Here is a 17,309-nt window from a genome sequence, read left to right as displayed (position 1 = left end):
GTGGTTAACCAAGGAAAGGAACAATAACGGTGACAGACTCTCAGCAGCATTATTTACTCATTATTAATGGTAAATCTGCCGGTAACCCGGCATTGCGCGACGCCGTTGATGAGCAGCGCCAAGCAGGGATGCTAATCACCGTTCGCGCTACTTGGGAAGGTGGCGATGCTGCTGATATCGCTGAGCAGTCAGCGGGGATGGGGATAACGCATGTGATTGCCTGTGGCGGGGATGGCACCGTTAGCGAGGTCATGAATGGCTTGATGCGGCTGGCCCACGACCATCGCCCGGCACTAGGTATTGTGCCACTGGGCAGCGCTAATGATTTTGCTACCTCCGTAGGCTTGCCTTTAGAGCCAGGCCCGGCGTTAGCGGCAGCGATGACGCTAAGCTCGCACCCCATTGACGTTGTACGCGTGACGGCAGGCAAGGAGGGGGAGGCGACGACCAGCTATTATGTCAACATGACCACCGGCGGTTTTGGCGCTGAAATTACCTCCTCAACGCCCAAAACGCTCAAGCGTTTGCTGGGCGGTGGCGCCTATTCGCTGATGGGCGCACTAAAGGCTTGGCGCCATCGCAGCTATCGCGGCAACCTTCACTGGGATGGCAAGGAGGAGAGCGCGTCGCTGTTACTACTGGCGCTGGGCAATGGCCGCCAGTCAGGCGGTGGGCAAGTGCTAGCCCCGCGCGCCAAGCTTGATGACGGGCGCTTGGATGTGCTGCTGGTGAAAGACTTTAATTCCGTTACCGAACTGACCAAGCTGATTGGTGAGCTGCAAGACTTCCCTTATGACGGAAAATTTGTTCGTTACTTCACCACTAGTCAACTGACGGTAACCACCCAGGCAGATGATCCTCCCTGGCCGCTCACCCTAGACGGCGAGGCGCGCTGGTACGATCATTTCTGCGCTGAAGTCGTGCCGCTTGCGCTGCGCGTGCTGATACCCGAGGATTGCCCGTTGCTATCTTCCGCCCATCAGCATTAATGGGTGGGTTCAGAATTTTATTGTTATGAAGGAGACGTATCAAATGGCAAATCGCGTGTGGATACCTGCACTTGCCGTCGTGGCATTAATGCTAAGCGCCTGTGGAGACTCTCAAGAAGATCCTGCCGTGGCACCCGCTGATAATGCTGAAGTGGCGGATGACGAAATGGTACGCGAGGATGAAGGGCCCGCTGCGGCTGAAAATGCGGCAGAGATGGCAACGCCTGAAGAAGTAGAAAATGACATCGAGGCGCGTCAGGCCGAGGAGCAGCTTGAGCGCGCCGATGCCCTGCGTGATGACGAAACAGAGGAAAGCAATACTGAGGGGGCCACACAGAGTGAAACGTTAGAGGCAGGTGAAGAGACTTTGGCCGCTGACCCTGACGATGCGCTTAATGAAGATAGTGCAATGCCCGGTGAGGCAACGCGTTCCGATGTGGACGAGATGATTGCAGAAACCGAGCGTCGCTTTGAGGAAGCCGAAAAGCGTCTTGAGGAACAGTTTCAGGAGGTTGAGCAGCAGGCTCCCGCGTTTGAACCGATGGAAAGTGAAGATATCCCGCCTAGCTGGGAAACCAACAGCAGTATTCCAGAGCGCACGCCGTTAGACGACGGTCTTGAATCTACCGATGTAGACGCTTTAATTGAAGATACTGAGCGCCGCTTTGAAGAAGCCGAGCAGCGTCTTGAGGAGCAGTTTAAAGAGATGGAGAGTGAGGAGGCTCAGAGCGGGCCAGCGTTACCATCGGAACGCCAGAATTAATAACTAGCAATAAAAAAGGCCCGCATTAGCGGGCCTTTGTCCATCCGTTCGCAATTAAGCGGGTTGGATGTTGGAAGCCTGAAGGCCTTTTTTACCCTGAGTCACTTCAAAGCTGACTTTTTGACCATCCTGAAGGGTCTTGAAGCCTTCAGCTTGAATTTCGGAGAAGTGGGCGAACAGATCGTCTCCGCCGTCATCAGGAGAGATGAAGCCGAAGCCTTTAGTATCGTTGAACCACTTAACTGTGCCAGTTGCCATTTTCTAATTTCCTTAACTTGCTTAGTAATCAAACGGGCAACTCAATTGTCCACCCGCTACAATTACTCTAGATGTAAATTAGGCTGTCGTCCAGCCAGACTCCTAAGATTTTTTCATTTCGTTATGAGCACACAATCATGATGCAGTTTGGCTTTATTGACCCGCAGTTTCTGTCTTTTTTGGTGGCGATCACGCTATTAACCATTAGCCCTGGGGTGGATACGCTGCTGGTGATTCGTAATACCGCGCGTGGCGGTATTCGTGATGGAGTCACTACCAGCGTTGCTATTTGCTGCGGGCTATTTGCTCATGCAACTATTTCTGCGTTGGGAATCTCACTGATTCTACTGCAGTCAGCATGGGCGTTTCATCTGCTTAAACTGGTCGGGGCGGGCTATCTGATTTGGCTGGGCGTGACGAGCCTTTTGGCGGCACGCCGTGGGCAGCCGCTGCCCGTTAACGGAGTGTTGCAAGGGGGCGCTGCCGTCTCTCGCTGGCAACCCGTTAAAGAGGGGTTCTTGTCTAATGTGTTGAATCCCAAGACGGTGGTGTTCTATATGGCCTTTTTGCCTCAGTTTATTGCACCAAGCGACCCTGTTTTACTGAAGTCACTGTGGCTAGCGAGCGTGCATTTTATGATTGCCAACGTTTGGCAAATTGGCGTCGTGCTGATGGTAGGCAGTGCGAGTAAGTGGTTGGCCAGTGCGCGGGTTGCACAAATCTTAAATGCTGTGACCGGCACCGTTTTGATTGCCTTTGGTATCCGGCTTGCGCTAACGCAGCGCCCCCTATAGAGGGGGCGCTGAGCAATGCATGGTTTTGTGAATGGCAATTTCACGCTAAGCGGCTTCGCCCGTTGGCTTAGATTCAGCGGCGGGCAAGTAGCGCGCGATCATAGCGTACCTGCTGTTCAGCGTCGCTAAGCAGAGAAACGCCTTCACTATTACCGCCGTTTGCGAGGCTCTCGAAAATCACTCGATAGCTGAGCACCGCTTGCACGTAGTCGCGAGTTTCACGAAAAGGAATGCTTTCCACGAACAGATCAAACTCTTCTACGCTATTGCCGAGCCACTGGTCAACGCGCCCCGGACCTGCATTGTAAGCCGCGGTCGCTGCAAGACGATTGCCTTGATAGCGCTGTAGCTTATCGCGCAGATAGGTGCTGCCTAAACGGATGTTTAGCTCAGGGTCCAGCACGCCATAAGGCCCAGGATCGCTAATCCCCAGTTCGCGGCTGACCTGGCTGGCAGTGCCCGGCATCAGCTGCATTAATCCGCGTGCGCCTGCAGGTGAAAGGGCATTGGGGTTATAGGCGCTTTCACGGCGTGTAATGGCCATGAGCAGGTAAGGATCTACGCCGGTTAACCTGCCCCAGTGTAGGAAGCTGTCGTGATAGGCCTGGGGAAAGCGCCAGTCGAGGGCGTCCCATAGCTCCCCTGCAATGGTGGTTTGCACCAAACGTGCGTGCCACTGCTGGCTGGCGGCATAGTCTGCCAACGCCCTGGCCTGTTGGGGTGTGCCGCTCTGAACGGCGTGTAGCCACTCGCTGTTAGCTAGCCCATCTTCACCAATGCGCAGTAATGCTTCAGTACGCTGGACGGCCGGTAGCTGGGCGATGCGCTGCCGCGATGCTGCGTCAAAATGATTGCGTTCAAGATTCAACTGGTAAGGCTGGCCGAGTTTTTCTGCAGCGGCAAAGCCATAAAAACTGCGATCCGTGGCGGCCTGCTGATAGCGCGATTCGGCGGCTACCTGATTGCCAAGCTGGCCGTTTGCACGTCCCAACCAATATTGCCAGCGGCTGTTTTCTTGCTGGCCGGCCGGCATTTCGGCAATCCAATGGACGACATCATCCCAGCGGCGTTCTGCCAGTGCACGGCGCACGCGCAGTTCTAGTACGCGCTCGCTATCCAGTGATGGAAGTACGCTGTCGACCCAGGTAAGCGTACCCGGAACCTCGCGCACCAACGCATAAAAAGCCAGCTCTTCCTCAATGGCCTGCTGGTCACTGGGCAGTAGGCTTAGGCGCGGTGCTATTTCTTGCCACGCGGCAAAGGCGGCGGGGGTGTCTTCGCGGGTGAAGCGTTGCATCGCCGCTCGATAGAAGCTTGCGGTTGCTGCGCACTCAGGGCCCAAACATAGCGGGGCCTGGGTAATGGCCCGGCTGCGTGCTGAAACGTCATCAACGGTGTCTAGAGCGGTTTGCCACTGTCCGTTTAAAAGCCCGCCCAGGTAGCTTGAGAGATTGTTTTCTCCTGCCTGCCACGCCAGCATCTTGCGCTCCCAGATCGCCGTGGCGTCAATCGTGCCGTTGGCGCGAAGACGCTCAAAAAGCGTATTGCAAGCGTCAGGCTGAGAGCCGCCAGTCAGCCACAGGTCAAGACCCGCTTGATTGGCCTGCTGCGGCTGGGCGTTGAGTAGCGCAGTGTAGTAGTAACATTGGCGCGCGGTGCCGGCCGGTTCGCCATCAGCCACACTAAGTAAGTCGCTATAGCGGCCCGCATGGCCATAGTTAGCAATGGCTTGACCACGGATCCAACCGGCCAGTGGCGAATCCGCATACTGATCCATAAATTGCAGGACCCTTTCAGGGGACACGTTCGGCAGCTGTCCTCTTATGCGATGATAATCAACGTAGCCGCGCAGCTGGTGGTCTTCAATCAAGCGCTCGTCGACGCGCTGCCACTGCTGCTCCCTGGCTGCGCTGAGGGCGTCACGGAGGTCGCTATCTGAAGCGGCCCAGGACAGCGTGGGAATTCCAGCCAGCAGTGCCGTACACAGCACACGAGCGGTATGGCGAAATGGCGAAACCAACATGGTGCTCTCTCTCTATTGATTGACGTCTATTTAGGTCTGAGGGATTGCTGAGCAACCGCTAAAATGAACCAATGTTTACAATGATGATCCGACAACTTAGAGACTAGGAGGATTCAATTACGATGGCTCCATTATCCACTTGGTGGTTCTTGCGTCGACTCAAATCACGCGTTTGGGTCACAAAACGCATTCTGCGGGCTTTAAAATTGTTTTTACCCATGACCCGGGACGTCTTGCGAGGCGATTTTCGGCCTGTTCCTTGGTCGGCATTCGCCATGATGGCATTGGCACTGGCGTATTTAGTCATGCCGTTCGACCTGATTCCCGATTTTTTGATGCTGATTGGCATTATTGATGATGTGCTAATTGTGGGATGGCTGTTAAACCGTATTGATCAGCGCTTAGAAGGCTATCGTGCCTGGAAATACACCAACCCCGATATGACGCCGTCTTAATACTTGTCCGCTAGTTATCACCTACCTGCTTGAAAAAACGTTGCTTAACACCATATAAGGCTCACGAAACTAGATTATGCCTCTGGGCGCATGGCGCAGAGGCGCATGACTCAACCTGATCCTAAAACGTGATCCATAAATAAGGGGCTAAGCGCATGACTACTGCTACCCATGAAGAAACTCTTGGCTTTCAAACGGAAGTTAAGCAGCTCCTGAATCTGATGATTCACTCCCTGTATTCTAATCGCGAAATATTCTTGCGCGAGCTTATCTCGAATTCAGCAGATGCCTGCGACAAGCTTCGCTATGCCGCGCTGGATAACGATGCGCTGTATGAAGGCGACAGTGAGCTGCGCATCGAAATTGAGCATGACCGCGATGCCAATACTATTACCCTGCGCGATAACGGTGTGGGTATGAATCGCGAAGATGTCATCGCCAACCTGGGCACGATTGCGCGCTCTGGTACTGCTGAGTTTCTTAAGCAGCTTTCCGGCGAGCAGCAAAAAGATGCCAAGCTGATCGGCCAGTTCGGTGTGGGGTTCTACTCAGGCTTTATTGTTGCCGATGAAATTGCGGTACGTACCCGTAAAGCAGGCACCGATGCGGCTCAAGGCGTTGAGTGGCGTTCAAAAGGCGAGGGCGAGTTTACCGTTGCCGATATCGAGCGCGCGCAGCACGGTACCGAAATTACTCTGCACTTAAAAGAAGATGCAAAAGAGTTCGCCGACGACTATCGCCTGCAAGGCTTAGTGCGTAAGTACTCGGATCATATCGAAGTGCCGGTCCGCATGCCGAAAACCGAAACGCCTAAAGATGACGAAGGCAACAGCATTGAAGGTAGTGAAGTAACGACGTGGGAAACAGTTAACGAAGCGACAGCGCTATGGGCGCGTCCGAAGAGTGATGTTTCCGAGGACGAGTACAAAGCGTTCTATAAGCACGTGGCGCACGATTTTTCTGATCCGCTGGCCTGGAGTCACAATAAGGTTGAAGGCAAGCTTGAATACACTAGCCTGCTGTATGTGCCCGGCCGTGCGCCGTTCGATATGTTCGATCGTGATGGTTCACGCGGCGTTAAGCTCTATGTTCAGCGCGTCTTTATTATGGATGATGCCGAACAGTTCCTGCCGCTATACCTGCGCTTTGTCAAAGGCGTGTTGGACACCCGCGAGCTGTCGCTAAACGTATCTCGCGAGCTGCTCCAGCAAGATCCTAAGGTCGACAAGATCAAGGCAGCGCTCACCAAGCGCGGCTTGGACATGTTGAAAAAACTTGCCAACGACAAAGAGCAGTATCAAACCTTCTGGAATACCTTCGGCAGCGTGTTGAAAGAAGGTCCTGGAGAAGATTCAGCCAATCGTGAAAAAATTGCCAGCCTGCTGCGTTTTGCCTCAACGCATACCGATACTGCTGCCCAAGAACACGCCTTAGTCGATTACGTTGAGCGCATGAAAGAAGGTCAGCAGAAGATTTATTATGTGGTCGCTGACAGCCTCAATGCGGCAAAAAATAGCCCGCACTTGGAGATCTTTCGTAAAAAAGGTATCGAAGTACTGCTGCTTTCTGACCGTATCGATGATTGGCTGATGAGTCATTTAACCGAGTTTGATGGCAAAACCTTTGCCGATGTGGCCAAAGGCGAACTCGATCTTGGCGATGTCGAGGACGAAGAGGAAAAGAAAGCCCAGGAAGAAACGGCTAAAGCCAAAGAAGATCTGGTCAAGCGTGTCAAAGAAGCGTTGGGTGACGGTGTTCAAGACGTTAAAGTGACCCACCGCCTGACCGATTCGCCGGCGTGCGTCGTGTTGCCCGAGCATGAAATGGGCTATCAAATGCGCCGTATTATGGAAGCTGCGGGACAGCCGCTGCCTGAAGTGAAGCCGATTCTTGAGCTTAATCCGGATCATGCGTTAGTGACACGCCTTGAAAGCGCTGAGGGCGAACTGTTCACCCAGCTTTCCTACATATTGCTAGATCAGGCGATTATTGCCGAAGGCGGACATCTGGATGACCCCGCCGCTTACGTGAAGCGTCTTAATAGCGTGCTGACCGCCTAATTTAGGCGCTGTTTTACGCACGCCCTTAGGCAATGTCGGTAATGTAGCGTTGCTATGCCGTCGGCCCGTTTGGTTATCCAAGCGGGCCGTCTGCTTTAATAAATCGATTTTGATACAGTAGCTATACGTTCCGCGAGACTTATTAGGACATCATCATGGCTGAGCAGCAAATCAACGGCGCGGTGCCCATCAATGTTGCGGTGCTTGGAGGCGGTAGTTTCGGTACGGCGCTGGCAAGCATTGCCGCGGATAATAACGCCCGCGTTCGCCAGTGGATGCGTGACGAAGCGCTGGTGGCGCAGATTAACCAGGAACATCGTAACGGGCGTTATCTGCCCCATTACGCTATCAATCCTGCCGTGCAGGCCTCAACCGATCTTAAAACCGTGTTGGCCGATGCCTCGCTGGTGCTGATCGCGATTCCCTCAAAGGCTTTTCGCAGCGTAGTGCAAGCGGCCAAAGTATGGTTAACGCCTGAGCAGATTTTGGTTAGCACTACGAAAGGGATCGAGCCAGATAGCTTTTTATTAATGAGCCAAGTGCTTGAGCAAGAAACCGGCTTTGAGCACATTGGTGTGATTGCAGGCCCCAATTTGGCCTCGGAAATTGCCGATAAGCAGCTCACTGCTACCGTGATTGCAAGCGCCGATCCATTAACGCGAACTCGAGTTCAGCAAGCATTAGGCTGTCGCTACTTTCGAGTTTACGCCAGCGATGACCGCCATGGCGTCGAGCTGGGCGGTGCGTTGAAAAATATTTATGCGATAGCCGCAGGAATGGCAGCGGCGCTGGGCATGGGTGAAAACACCCGCAGTATGCTGATGACGCGTGCCTTGGCAGAGATGAGCCGCTTTGCCGTCGCTGAAGGCGCTAATCCGATGACGTTTCTGGGGCTGGCGGGGGTCGGAGATTTAATCGTTACCTGTTCGTCTAACTTGTCGCGCAACTATCGAGTCGGGCATGCCATGGGTGAGGGGCGCACGCTGGAAGAGGCCGTCAGTTCGCTTGGCCAGGTCGCAGAAGGGGTCAATACCGTCAAATTGGTGTGTGCTAAAGCGCGTGAAATGGGTGTTTATATGCCCTTAGCTGAGGGACTTTCTCGCGTATTATTTGATGGCGTGCCGGCACAGGATATGGCGCGCACATTAATGATGGGGGAGCAGAGCAGTGATGTAGAGTTTATCTTGCCTCGTGAGTCCGTACTGCAGGCCCATCGTGATCAGCCTAATCAGCATGCTTCTTCTCAAACCCCGTCACCGCTTAAGAAAGGGGATTAGCATGCAGCGTATGCTGATTATGCGTCATGGTGAGGCCGCGCCGGGATCTCCCGATCATGCACGCCAGTTGACTCCACGTGGCGTGCAGGAAGCTGAAACAATGGCGAGCTGGCTGGCGCAGCGTGTTGCCCAGGGCGAGCTGCCCATGCCAAGGCTTTACGCTAGCCCCTATGTGCGCGCGCAGCAGACGGCACAGGCGCTGTGTGATGCGCTGGGCATTGGGCTGGAAACGCTGGATTTTATTACTCCCGATGACGCGCCCTCGGCCGTTGGCGACTGGCTGCTTGAGCAGGCAGAAGGTGCGCCGATAATGTTGGTCAGCCATATGCCCTTGGTGGGGGATCTGGCGGGTTGGCTGGTGGGGGGTAGCCGCGCTCAGGGCGTTGGTTTTCCTACGGCGGCTATTGCCGAGCTGACAGGCGAGATATGGGCTGCAGGCTGCGCGCAATTAGTGAGTTTTACCCAGCCTAGCCAACTGGCGAGTGGCTAACAGGCCATAAAAAAGCGGCTGCCGAGGCAGCCACTAACGTCTAAGAATGTTCAAACGAGATTAAAGCAGCGCATCCAATTTCTGCTTCAATATACCGTTTACCTGCTGTGGGTTAGCGGTGCCCCGTGACGCTTTCATCGCCTGGCCAACAAAGTAGCCAATCATTTTGCCGCGCTTGTCGGGCTCTGAGTCGCGATACTGGGCCACCTGAGCAGGGCTGTCTGCGATCACTTGATCAATCATGGCTTCAATAGCAACGGTATCAGTGACTTGCTTGAGGCCTTTAGCGTCAATGATCTCATCGGCTGTTTCGCCCTGACCGTTCCAAAGCGCCTGGAAAACATCTTTAGCCGCCTTGCCACTAATCGTATCGTCGAGTACACGGCTAATCAGCTCGCCTAACTGGCGTGCGGAAATGGGGCTATTGGCAATGCTCAGGTTTTCACGATTAAGCGCACCGGAAAACTCTCCCTGCACCCAGTTGGCCGACTGCTTGGCATCGCCACATACGTTATGCACTGCTTCAAAGAACTCGGCCATATCCCGGCTAGCAGAGATGACATTGGCATCATAAGCCGACAGGCCCAGCTCGCTTTGGAAGCGCTCGCGCTTATCGGCAGGCAGCTCGGGCAGCTGGCCGCGCAGGTGGTCCAGATAGGCCTGATCAAGCACTATCGGCAGTAGGTCCGGGCAGGGGAAGTAGCGGTAGTCGTTGGCTTCTTCCTTGGTACGCATGCTGCGCGTTTCATCGCGGTCTGGATCAAACAGGCGTGTTTCTTGAACGACTTTGCCACCGTCTTCGATGAGCTCAATTTGGCGCTCAACCTCAAAGGCAATCGCGCGCTCGACAAAGCGGAACGAGTTAACGTTTTTGATTTCAGCCCGAGTGCCTAACGTTGCTTGGCCTTTCGGACGCACCGAGACATTCACATCGCAACGCATAGAGCCTTCCGCCATGTTGCCATCGGAAATGCCCAGGTAAGTAACGATTGAGTGAATCGCCTTAAGATACGCAGCGGCCTCTTTGGCATTGCTCATGTCTGGCTCAGACACGATCTCTAACAGCGGTGTTCCCGCGCGGTTGAGATCAATGCCCGTCATGCCTTGGAAGTCTTCATGCAGCGACTTGCCTGCATCCTCTTCAAGATGCGCATGATGAATGCGAATGCGTTTGGTGCTGCCATCTTCCAAAGTGACCTCAACATCACCAGGGCCCACAATCGGGTGATACATCTGGCTAGTCTGATAGCCCTTAGGCAGGTCAGGGTAGAAGTAGTTCTTGCGGTCAAATATTGATACTTCAGCAATATCGGCATGCACCGCCAGGCCAAACTGAACGGCCATGGCGACGGCCTGTTCGTTGAGCACTGGCAGCACGCCCGGCAGACCCAAGTCAACCGCGCAGGCCTGGGTGTTTGGCTCAGCGCCAAACGCCGTTGAGGCGCCGGAAAAGATTTTTGAACGCGTAGCGAGCTGAACGTGGACTTCAAGCCCAATCACGGTTTCCCATTGCATTAGGCGTTCTCCTCGGCAAAGGCAGGACGTTGTAGGTGCCAGTCGGTCGCTTGCTGAAATTGGTGGGCGACGTTAAGCAGCTGCGCCTCAGCAAAGTGGGTGCCTAGAATCTGCAGGCCAACGGGACGCTTGCCGACAAAACCGGCGGGTACGCTGATGCCGGGAATGCCCGCTAGGTTAACGGCGATGGTGTAAATATCCTGCAGGTACATCGACACCGGGTCTTTTTTAGCACCCAGGTCGAAAGCTGGCGTAGGCGAGGCTGGCCCCATCAGTACATCCACGTCTTGAAAAGCGTCTAAGAAGTCCTGACGGATCAGGCGGCGCACTTTTTGTGCCTTGGTGTAGTAGGCGTCAAAGAAGCCTTCTGAGAGCGTATGAGTGCCGATCAGAATGCGCCGCTTGACCTCTTCACCGAAACCCTCTGCGCGTGAGCGGGTATATAAATCAATTAAGTCGCTGGGGTTTTCGCAGCGGTGACCAAAGCGCACGCCGTCGTAGCGTGACAGGTTTGAAGATGCTTCGGCGGGAGCGATAACGTAGTAAGCCGGAATGGCGTAGTGCGTATGCGGCAAGCTGACTTCACGCACCGTGGCACCCAGCGACTCGTAAACGCTGACCGCTTCACGCACGGCTTTTTCAACCGCGGGGTCTAATCCGTCGCCAAAATATTCTTTAGGTAACCCGATTTTGAGCCCTGAAAGCGGGGCGTTAAGCCCTTCTACATAGTCCGGTACGCCACGCGCAACGCTGGTGGAGTCGCGGCCATCGTGGCCTGCAATTACCCCTAGCAGGTGCGCGCAGTCTTCAGCGCTGCGTGCCATGGGGCCTGCCTGATCAAGGCTTGAAGCGTAGGCGATGATGCCGTAACGCGACACTCGGCCGTAAGTAGGCTTTAAACCGGTAATCCCACAAAACGCCGCCGGTTGGCGAATGGAGCCGCCAGTATCGGTGCCCATCGCCGCGGGTACTAAGCCTGCTGCCACTGCTGCCGCGCTGCCGCCGGAGCTGCCGCCGGGTACTGCACTCAGATCCCAGGGGTTTTTTACCGGGCCGTAAAAGCTATTTTCATTGGAAGAGCCCATAGCGAACTCATCCATATTAGTTTTACCCACGCTGACCGTGCCCGCAGCGTTGAGCTTTTCAACCACGGTGGCATTGTAGGGCGCAATAAAATTATCCAGCATTTTGGAGCCACAGCTGGTTTTTACATCGCGAGTACAAAAAATATCTTTGAGCGCTAGAGGAATGCCCGTGAGCGCTCCTGCTTTGCCAGCGGCGCGCGTGCTGTCGGCTGCGTCAGCCTGCGCCAACGCTTGCTCTGCGGTTACGCTGATGAAGCTGTTGAGCTTGCTATCAGCCTTTTCGATACGCTGTAAATAATGTGTGGTCAGTTCGCGGCTCGAAAACTCGCCTTTTTTTAAGGCGACAGCGAGTTGCGTTAATGTTTTCTCATACATGACCCAGAAGCTCCGTTCAGGGGCGAAAAAAATAGCGGCGAAAGTGGCGGCTCAGTAATCTCGAACGCGTTTCTGTTCAACAAATTTATTCAACAACGCGGGGGACGAGATACAGGCCGTTTTCCACTGCCGGAGCACAGCGCTGAAAAGTATCGCGCTGGTTGGTTTCAGTGACTTCGTCGGCGCGCAGCCGCTGGGTCGCATCTAGCGGATGAGATAGCGGTAAAACACCTTCGGTATCAACGCCTTGTAGTTGGTCGACCATGTCCAGAATCCGGCTTAGATCATCTACAAAGCCGCTGGCTTGGTCATCGCTGACGGCGAGTCGGGCTAGGTGGGCAGCCCGGCGCACATGAGATTCTTCAAGCGCCATGATCGGAATTTCCTCATAAACGTAAGGGAACATAATCCGCTTTAAGCGGTATACATACCGATATCAAAAAAACGTCTTGTGTCGCAGACGTGGAAAATAGCCGCTAAAGGTACCACATCTTGGCCTTAACGGGCAGTATTAGGCACGACTCGTGCTTGCTGCCAGGGGGTTGCGGTGATACCGTTTGCATCCGCACAGGGTTCCCGGTCTGCACTAGGTAACGACATCCATGTTTAAACGTTTGAGGGGGCTGTTTTCCAGCGATCTGTCGATCGACTTGGGTACGGCCAATACACTGATTTATGTACGCGGTCGCGGTATCGTGCTTGATGAGCCGTCCGTGGTCGCTATTCGCCAGTCTGGCACTATGCGCAGCGTTGCGGCAGTCGGTACTGATGCCAAGCGAATGTTGGGTCGTACGCCTGGCAATATCACTGCGATCCGTCCGATGAAAGATGGCGTTATCGCCGATTTCACCGTGACCGAGCAAATGCTTCAGCATTTTATCCGCAAAGTGCACCAAAGCACCTTTTTAACCCCTAGCCCGCGTGTGCTGGTGTGCGTTCCTTGCATGTCAACGCAAGTTGAGCGACGGGCGATTCGTGAGTCGGCGGAAGGTGCCGGCGCCCGCGAGGTGTTCTTGATTGAAGAGCCCATGGCGGCAGCGATTGGCGCAGGCCTTCCGGTTGATGAAGCCCAGGGTTCAATGGTGGTGGATATCGGTGGTGGTACCACTGAAATTGCGATTATCTCACTCAACGGCGTGGTCTATTCCGAATCTATTCGGGTGGGTGGCGACCGCTTTGATGAAGCCATTACCGCTTATGTTCGTCGTCACTATGGCAGCTTGATTGGTGAGGCGACGGCCGAGCGCATTAAAGAAGAGATTGGCTGTGCTTATCCGGGTGGCGAACTGCGCGAAATAGACGTGCGCGGACGTAACCTGGCTGAAGGTATTCCACGCAGCTTTACGCTAAATTCTCACGAAACGCTTGAAGCCCTGCAAGAAACCCTTGGCTCCATTGTTTCCGCGGTCAAAAGCGCTCTTGAGCAGTCGCCCCCAGAATTGGCCTCTGATATCGCCGAGCGTGGCTTGGTGTTGACCGGTGGCGGTGCCTTGCTTCGCGATCTGGATAAGCTGATTGCTGAAGAAACAGGGCTGCCGGTGATTGTGGCTGAAGACCCGCTGACGTGCGTTGCGCGCGGTGGTGGTAAAGCGCTGGAAATGATTGATCAGCATACCTTTGAGTTGCTGTCGAGCGACTGATCTCAGCGGTTAATGCGGGGGGATTGCCTATTAAACCGCTGTTTTCGCACGGGCCATTGCCGGGCTACCGGCTGTTTTTTTGCGCGTTGGCCGCCAGTGCTTTGATGTTTGTCGACCATCATTTCACGCGTATGGAGCAGGTGCGCGCGCAAATGTCGATGGTTGTGGCGCCTGTTCAATGGATCGTTAGTGTGCCTAGCGATCTATTGAACTGGGGCTCGCTTGCGCTCTCCGATCAGCAGGCGCTGGTGGACGAAAACCGTCGTCTGCGCGAGCAAATCCTAACGCTTTCCCATCGCGGTCAGCGTATGGCTAACCTGACGGCAGAAAATAGCGAATTACGTGATTTGCTCAATGCCGCCGAGCGACGTGACATTCCCTATATCACCGCCGAGTTGTTGTCGTTGGATAACGATCCCTTCAGCCATCAAATGGTGGTTAATCGCGGGCACCGCAACGGTGCCTACGTGGGACAGCCTGTCATCGATGCATCGGGTTTAGTCGGCCAAATTACGGCGGTTTCGGCTTACTCTAGCCGCGTACTGCTATTGGCCGATGCCAGCCATGCTTTGCCTGTGCAGCTAAATCGCAACGGTCTGCGCTTTATTGTGCAGGGTGCCGGGCGCTACAGCAGCGTCAATGTAATGCACGTGCCGGATACGGCAGACATTCGTGAGGGTGATCTGCTAACCACGTCAGGCCTGGCCGGGCGCTTTCCTCCCGGGTATCCCGTAGCCCGAGTGACCGAGGTCTATCATGATCCGGGTCAACCTTTTGCACGCGTAACGGCTGAGCCAATGGCGCAGTTGCAGCGCTCGCGCCACTTCTTGCTACTTTTTCCACCTCCCCAGCAAGAGATTGACGAACATGCATGGGATGAGACGTTGGATATTTCCGCAGCAGCGCTGCGCTCTTCGCTTCAACTATCCAATCCCGATCAAAATGTATCATCCCAAGAGGTGCCCTGATGGCCCGCGCACCGATTGTTCCGCTGTTGTTTGTTTGGCTAAGCCTGTTATTAGCATTGTGCCTTCAAGTAATGCCGCTGGCCGATGGCTGGCAGGTATATCGCCCTGAATGGCTGGGCCTGATGCTGGTCTACTGGTGTATGCGCACGCCCGATAGAGTCGGCGTTTTTCACGGCTTTGTGCTGGGTATCTTGATGGATTTAATAGAAGGCACTGCGCTAGGCCAGCATGCGATGGTTTATGCACTGCTGGCTTTTTTATGTGCCTTGGTATACCCCCGATTCCGCGCCTATTCGCTGGTGCAGCAGTCGGCGCTCGTGCTGGTGCTCATTGGTTTAGTGCAGCTTGTTGCGCAATGGTTGCGTACTATCGTGGGCGATTTTTCGATCCATTTGGCCTTTTTGATTCCTTCCTTGATTAGCGCTCTGCTGTGGCCTTGGCTATCCACGATGTTTCAGGCATTGGAACGCCGGTTAGCCGCTTCATGAGCGCTTCATGAGCGCTTCAGTGCCGGTCTTGTGCCTGGCCTCCGCTTCGCCGCGTCGGCGTGCTTTGCTGGCCTCCATCGGGGTGCCGGTAACGGTTCATCCCTGTGATATTGATGAAACGCCGCTAACTGGGGAGTCGGCGACGACCTATGTGAGTCGCTTAGCGATTGCCAAAGTAGAGGCGGCTATGTCGCTTACTGACTTGCCAACCTTAGGTTCCGATACCGCTATTGCTGTTGATGGGCGTATTCTAGGTAAGCCGGCGGATGCTCAAGATGGAGCCTCGATGCTGCGCCTATTGTCAGGGCGATCGCATCAAGTGCTCACGGCAGTAGCCGTGACCGGGCCGGAGGGTATGCTCTCTTGCTGCGTCACCACTCAAGTAACGATGCGCGTAATTAACGAGCAGGAAATCTCTGCCTATTGGCAGACCGGTGAGCCGGCTGATAAAGCGGGAGGCTATGCCATCCAAGGTTTAGCATCGATATTTGTAAAAGAGATTCAAGGCAGCCATTCTGCAGTAGTGGGGCTGCCGCTATTTGAGACGACGAGCTTGCTACGCCGACAGGGAGTTCCTATTTGGCAGTGCATTTAACGCGCTAAGCATGGGTAGATCGGCGCATGTAACGCTAGCAAGGAATACGTCAACCTATAAGGATTTGTGCATGAGCGGTGAAGTTCTCATCAATTTAACGCCAATGGAAACCCGCGTTGCGCTGGTGGAAAATGGCGTTTTGCAAGAGGCACTGATCGAGCGCTCCCGACGGCGTGGCATCGTGGGCAATATCTACAAAGGCAAAGTGGTACGCGTGCTGCCTGGTATGCAGGCTGCTTTTGTCGATATTGGCCTTGAGCGCGCAGCCTTCATTCATGTGCATGAAGTGATGCCGCCCGGCACGCCTCAGGATGAGCAGCAAACGATCGCTCAACTGCTACATGAAGGTCAGGCGCTCGTCGTGCAGGCGACCAAAGATCCTATTGGCAGTAAAGGTGCGCGCTTAACTACACATCTTTCGATCCCTTCGCGCTACTTGGTTTATATGCCTGATTCGCCACACCACGGTGTTTCTCAGCGCATTGAAGATGAGCATGAGCGTGAGCGCTTAAAGGCGCTATTGGATGCCAGTATTAGCGAGCAAACGCTAGAAGTGACGGGTGGATTTATTGTTCGTACGGCGGCCGAAGGTGTGGGCGACGAAGAACTTAAAGGCGATATGAATTTTCTGCTGCGACTATGGCGTAACGTCAGCGAGCGGAAAGTCAGTGCGGCCCCACAAACCGTTATTTATGATGACCTGCCGCTATTCATGCGCACGCTGCGTGATGTGATGCGTGATGACATCGAAAAAGTGCGTATCGATTCGCGTGAAAATTTTGTCAAGCTAGTTGAGTTTGCTGAAGAGTTCATGCCCAATGCCGTTGATCGCATTGAATATTATCCTGGCGAGCGGCCCATTTTCGATCTCTATAGCGTCGAAGATGAGATCCAAAAGGCATTGGGTCGTAGGGTGCAGCTGAAGTCTGGTGGTTATCTCGTGATTGACCCGACCGAGGCAATGACCACCATCGATGTTAATACCGGTGGCTATGTCGGCCACCGCAATCTTGAAGAGACTATCTTTAAAACCAACCTGGAGGCGGCAACAGCGATTGCTCGCCAGCTTCGGCTACGCAATTTAGGTGGCATCATCATTATCGACTTTATCGATATGATTGACGTTGAACACCAGCGCCAGGTCTTGCGCGTTTTAGAAAAAGCTTTAGAGCGCGATCATGCTAAAACCAAGTGCACGGGCGTCACAGAGCTTGGGCTTGTTCAGCTTACCCGCAAGCGTACCCGCGAAAGCTTGGAGCAAACGCTCTGTGAAGCTTGCACCACCTGCAGTGGCAGGGGAACGCTGAGAACGCCAGAAACCGTTTGCTACGAAATCTTTCGGGAGATTCTGCGCGAAGAGCGCGCCTACAGTGCTGAAACCTACATGGTGCTTGCCTCGCAGTCAGTCGTTGACCGGTTACTGGATGAGGAGTCAGCGGCGGTGGCAGACCTGGAAACCTTTATCAACAAAACGATTCGCTTTCAGGTTGAACAGCACTATTCCCAAGAGCAGTACGATATCGTGCTGATGTAA

The 17,309-nt window shown here is 54.3% G+C and carries 17 protein-coding genes; 12 read left to right on the top strand and 5 right to left on the bottom strand.

The genetic code is table 11. The features are described from left to right. The first annotated feature begins 29 nt into the window (after positions 1–29). Both yegS and CIK78_RS13030 read left to right on the top strand, forming a co-directional pair. Positions 30–989 (top strand): lipid kinase YegS, encoded by a 960-nt coding sequence (yegS, locus tag CIK78_RS13035; protein WP_096280848.1) that lies wholly within the window; start codon positions 30–32, stop codon positions 987–989. 43 nt (positions 990–1,032) lie between these two features. Continuing rightward, on the top strand, positions 1,033–1,752 hold the full coding sequence (locus CIK78_RS13030) for a hypothetical protein (RefSeq protein WP_096280845.1): 720 nt from the start codon (positions 1,033–1,035) through the stop codon (positions 1,750–1,752). A gap of 54 nt (positions 1,753–1,806) precedes the next feature. Here CIK78_RS13030 and CIK78_RS13025 read toward each other — a convergent pair whose 3' ends face one another. Continuing rightward, a complete protein-coding gene (locus CIK78_RS13025; protein WP_096280842.1) occupies positions 1,807–2,010 on the bottom strand; it encodes a cold-shock protein in 204 nt (67 codons plus the stop codon). A 137-nt stretch (positions 2,011–2,147) separates the two neighbouring features. Between CIK78_RS13025 and CIK78_RS13020 the strand changes: the two genes are divergently transcribed. Further along, positions 2,148–2,804: a LysE family translocator gene (locus CIK78_RS13020; protein ID WP_096280839.1), complete on the top strand. Its 657-nt coding sequence runs from the start codon at positions 2,148–2,150 to the stop codon at positions 2,802–2,804. A gap of 73 nt (positions 2,805–2,877) precedes the next feature. Here CIK78_RS13020 and CIK78_RS13015 read toward each other — a convergent pair whose 3' ends face one another. After that, positions 2,878–4,827, bottom strand: coding sequence for a transglycosylase SLT domain-containing protein (locus CIK78_RS13015; protein ID WP_096280837.1), 1,950 nt, complete (start codon positions 4,825–4,827; stop codon positions 2,878–2,880). Positions 4,828–4,949: 122 nt separating this feature from the next. On the opposite strand from CIK78_RS13015, the gene CIK78_RS13010 reads away from it, so the two are divergent. From CIK78_RS13010 to sixA, 4 genes are all read left to right on the top strand, one after another. Then, positions 4,950–5,282, top strand: a complete 333-nt coding sequence (locus tag CIK78_RS13010) for a DUF1232 domain-containing protein (RefSeq protein ID WP_096280834.1) — start codon at positions 4,950–4,952, stop codon at positions 5,280–5,282. Between the two features lie 155 nt (positions 5,283–5,437). Beyond that, complete coding sequence (htpG, locus tag CIK78_RS13005) at positions 5,438–7,342, top strand: molecular chaperone HtpG (protein ID WP_096280831.1); 1,905 nt, start codon at positions 5,438–5,440, stop codon at positions 7,340–7,342. Positions 7,343–7,497: 155 nt separating this feature from the next. Further along, positions 7,498–8,619 (top strand): NAD(P)H-dependent glycerol-3-phosphate dehydrogenase, encoded by a 1,122-nt coding sequence (locus CIK78_RS13000; protein ID WP_096280827.1) that lies wholly within the window; start codon positions 7,498–7,500, stop codon positions 8,617–8,619. A 1-nt stretch (position 8,620) separates the two neighbouring features. Next, positions 8,621–9,109 (top strand): phosphohistidine phosphatase SixA, encoded by a 489-nt coding sequence (sixA, locus tag CIK78_RS12995; RefSeq protein ID WP_096280824.1) that lies wholly within the window; start codon positions 8,621–8,623, stop codon positions 9,107–9,109. A 60-nt stretch (positions 9,110–9,169) separates the two neighbouring features. Here sixA and gatB read toward each other — a convergent pair whose 3' ends face one another. The 3 genes from gatB to gatC form a co-directional block, all read right to left on the bottom strand. Further along, positions 9,170–10,624, bottom strand: coding sequence for an Asp-tRNA(Asn)/Glu-tRNA(Gln) amidotransferase subunit GatB (gatB, locus tag CIK78_RS12990; protein WP_096280821.1), 1,455 nt, complete (start codon positions 10,622–10,624; stop codon positions 9,170–9,172). Continuing rightward, complete coding sequence (gatA, locus tag CIK78_RS12985; protein WP_096280818.1) at positions 10,624–12,084, bottom strand: Asp-tRNA(Asn)/Glu-tRNA(Gln) amidotransferase subunit GatA; 1,461 nt, start codon at positions 12,082–12,084, stop codon at positions 10,624–10,626. Before gatA ends, gatB begins: the two co-directional genes overlap by 1 nt. An 85-nt stretch (positions 12,085–12,169) precedes the next feature. After that, the gene (gene gatC, locus CIK78_RS12980) at positions 12,170–12,457 is read right to left on the bottom strand and encodes an Asp-tRNA(Asn)/Glu-tRNA(Gln) amidotransferase subunit GatC (RefSeq protein WP_096282380.1); all 288 of its coding nucleotides are present in this window, start codon (positions 12,455–12,457) and stop codon (positions 12,170–12,172) included. A gap of 229 nt (positions 12,458–12,686) precedes the next feature. Here gatC and CIK78_RS12975 point away from each other — a divergent pair, with 229 nt between their 5' ends. From CIK78_RS12975 to rng, 5 genes are all read left to right on the top strand, one after another. Then, positions 12,687–13,724, top strand: coding sequence for a rod shape-determining protein (locus CIK78_RS12975; RefSeq protein WP_096280814.1), 1,038 nt, complete (start codon positions 12,687–12,689; stop codon positions 13,722–13,724). 23 nt (positions 13,725–13,747) lie between these two features. Then, on the top strand, positions 13,748–14,692 hold the full coding sequence (gene mreC / locus CIK78_RS12970) for a rod shape-determining protein MreC (protein WP_096280812.1): 945 nt from the start codon (positions 13,748–13,750) through the stop codon (positions 14,690–14,692). Next, a complete protein-coding gene (gene mreD, locus CIK78_RS12965; protein ID WP_096280809.1) occupies positions 14,692–15,180 on the top strand; it encodes a rod shape-determining protein MreD in 489 nt (162 codons plus the stop codon). The genes mreC and mreD overlap by 1 nt, the downstream gene beginning before the upstream one ends. 7 nt (positions 15,181–15,187) lie before the next feature. Next, a complete protein-coding gene (locus tag CIK78_RS12960; protein ID WP_096280807.1) occupies positions 15,188–15,775 on the top strand; it encodes a Maf family protein in 588 nt (195 codons plus the stop codon). Positions 15,776–15,845: 70 nt separating this feature from the next. Then, positions 15,846–17,309, top strand: coding sequence for a ribonuclease G (gene rng, locus CIK78_RS12955; RefSeq protein ID WP_096280804.1), 1,464 nt, complete (start codon positions 15,846–15,848; stop codon positions 17,307–17,309).

This window comes from Halomonas sp. JB37, from assembly GCF_002332255.1.
GTDB classification, from domain to species: domain Bacteria; phylum Pseudomonadota; class Gammaproteobacteria; order Pseudomonadales; family Halomonadaceae; genus Vreelandella; species Vreelandella casei.
The sequence above is the reverse complement of the archived record's forward strand: the minus strand, read 5'-3'. Positions and strand labels throughout refer to the sequence as shown.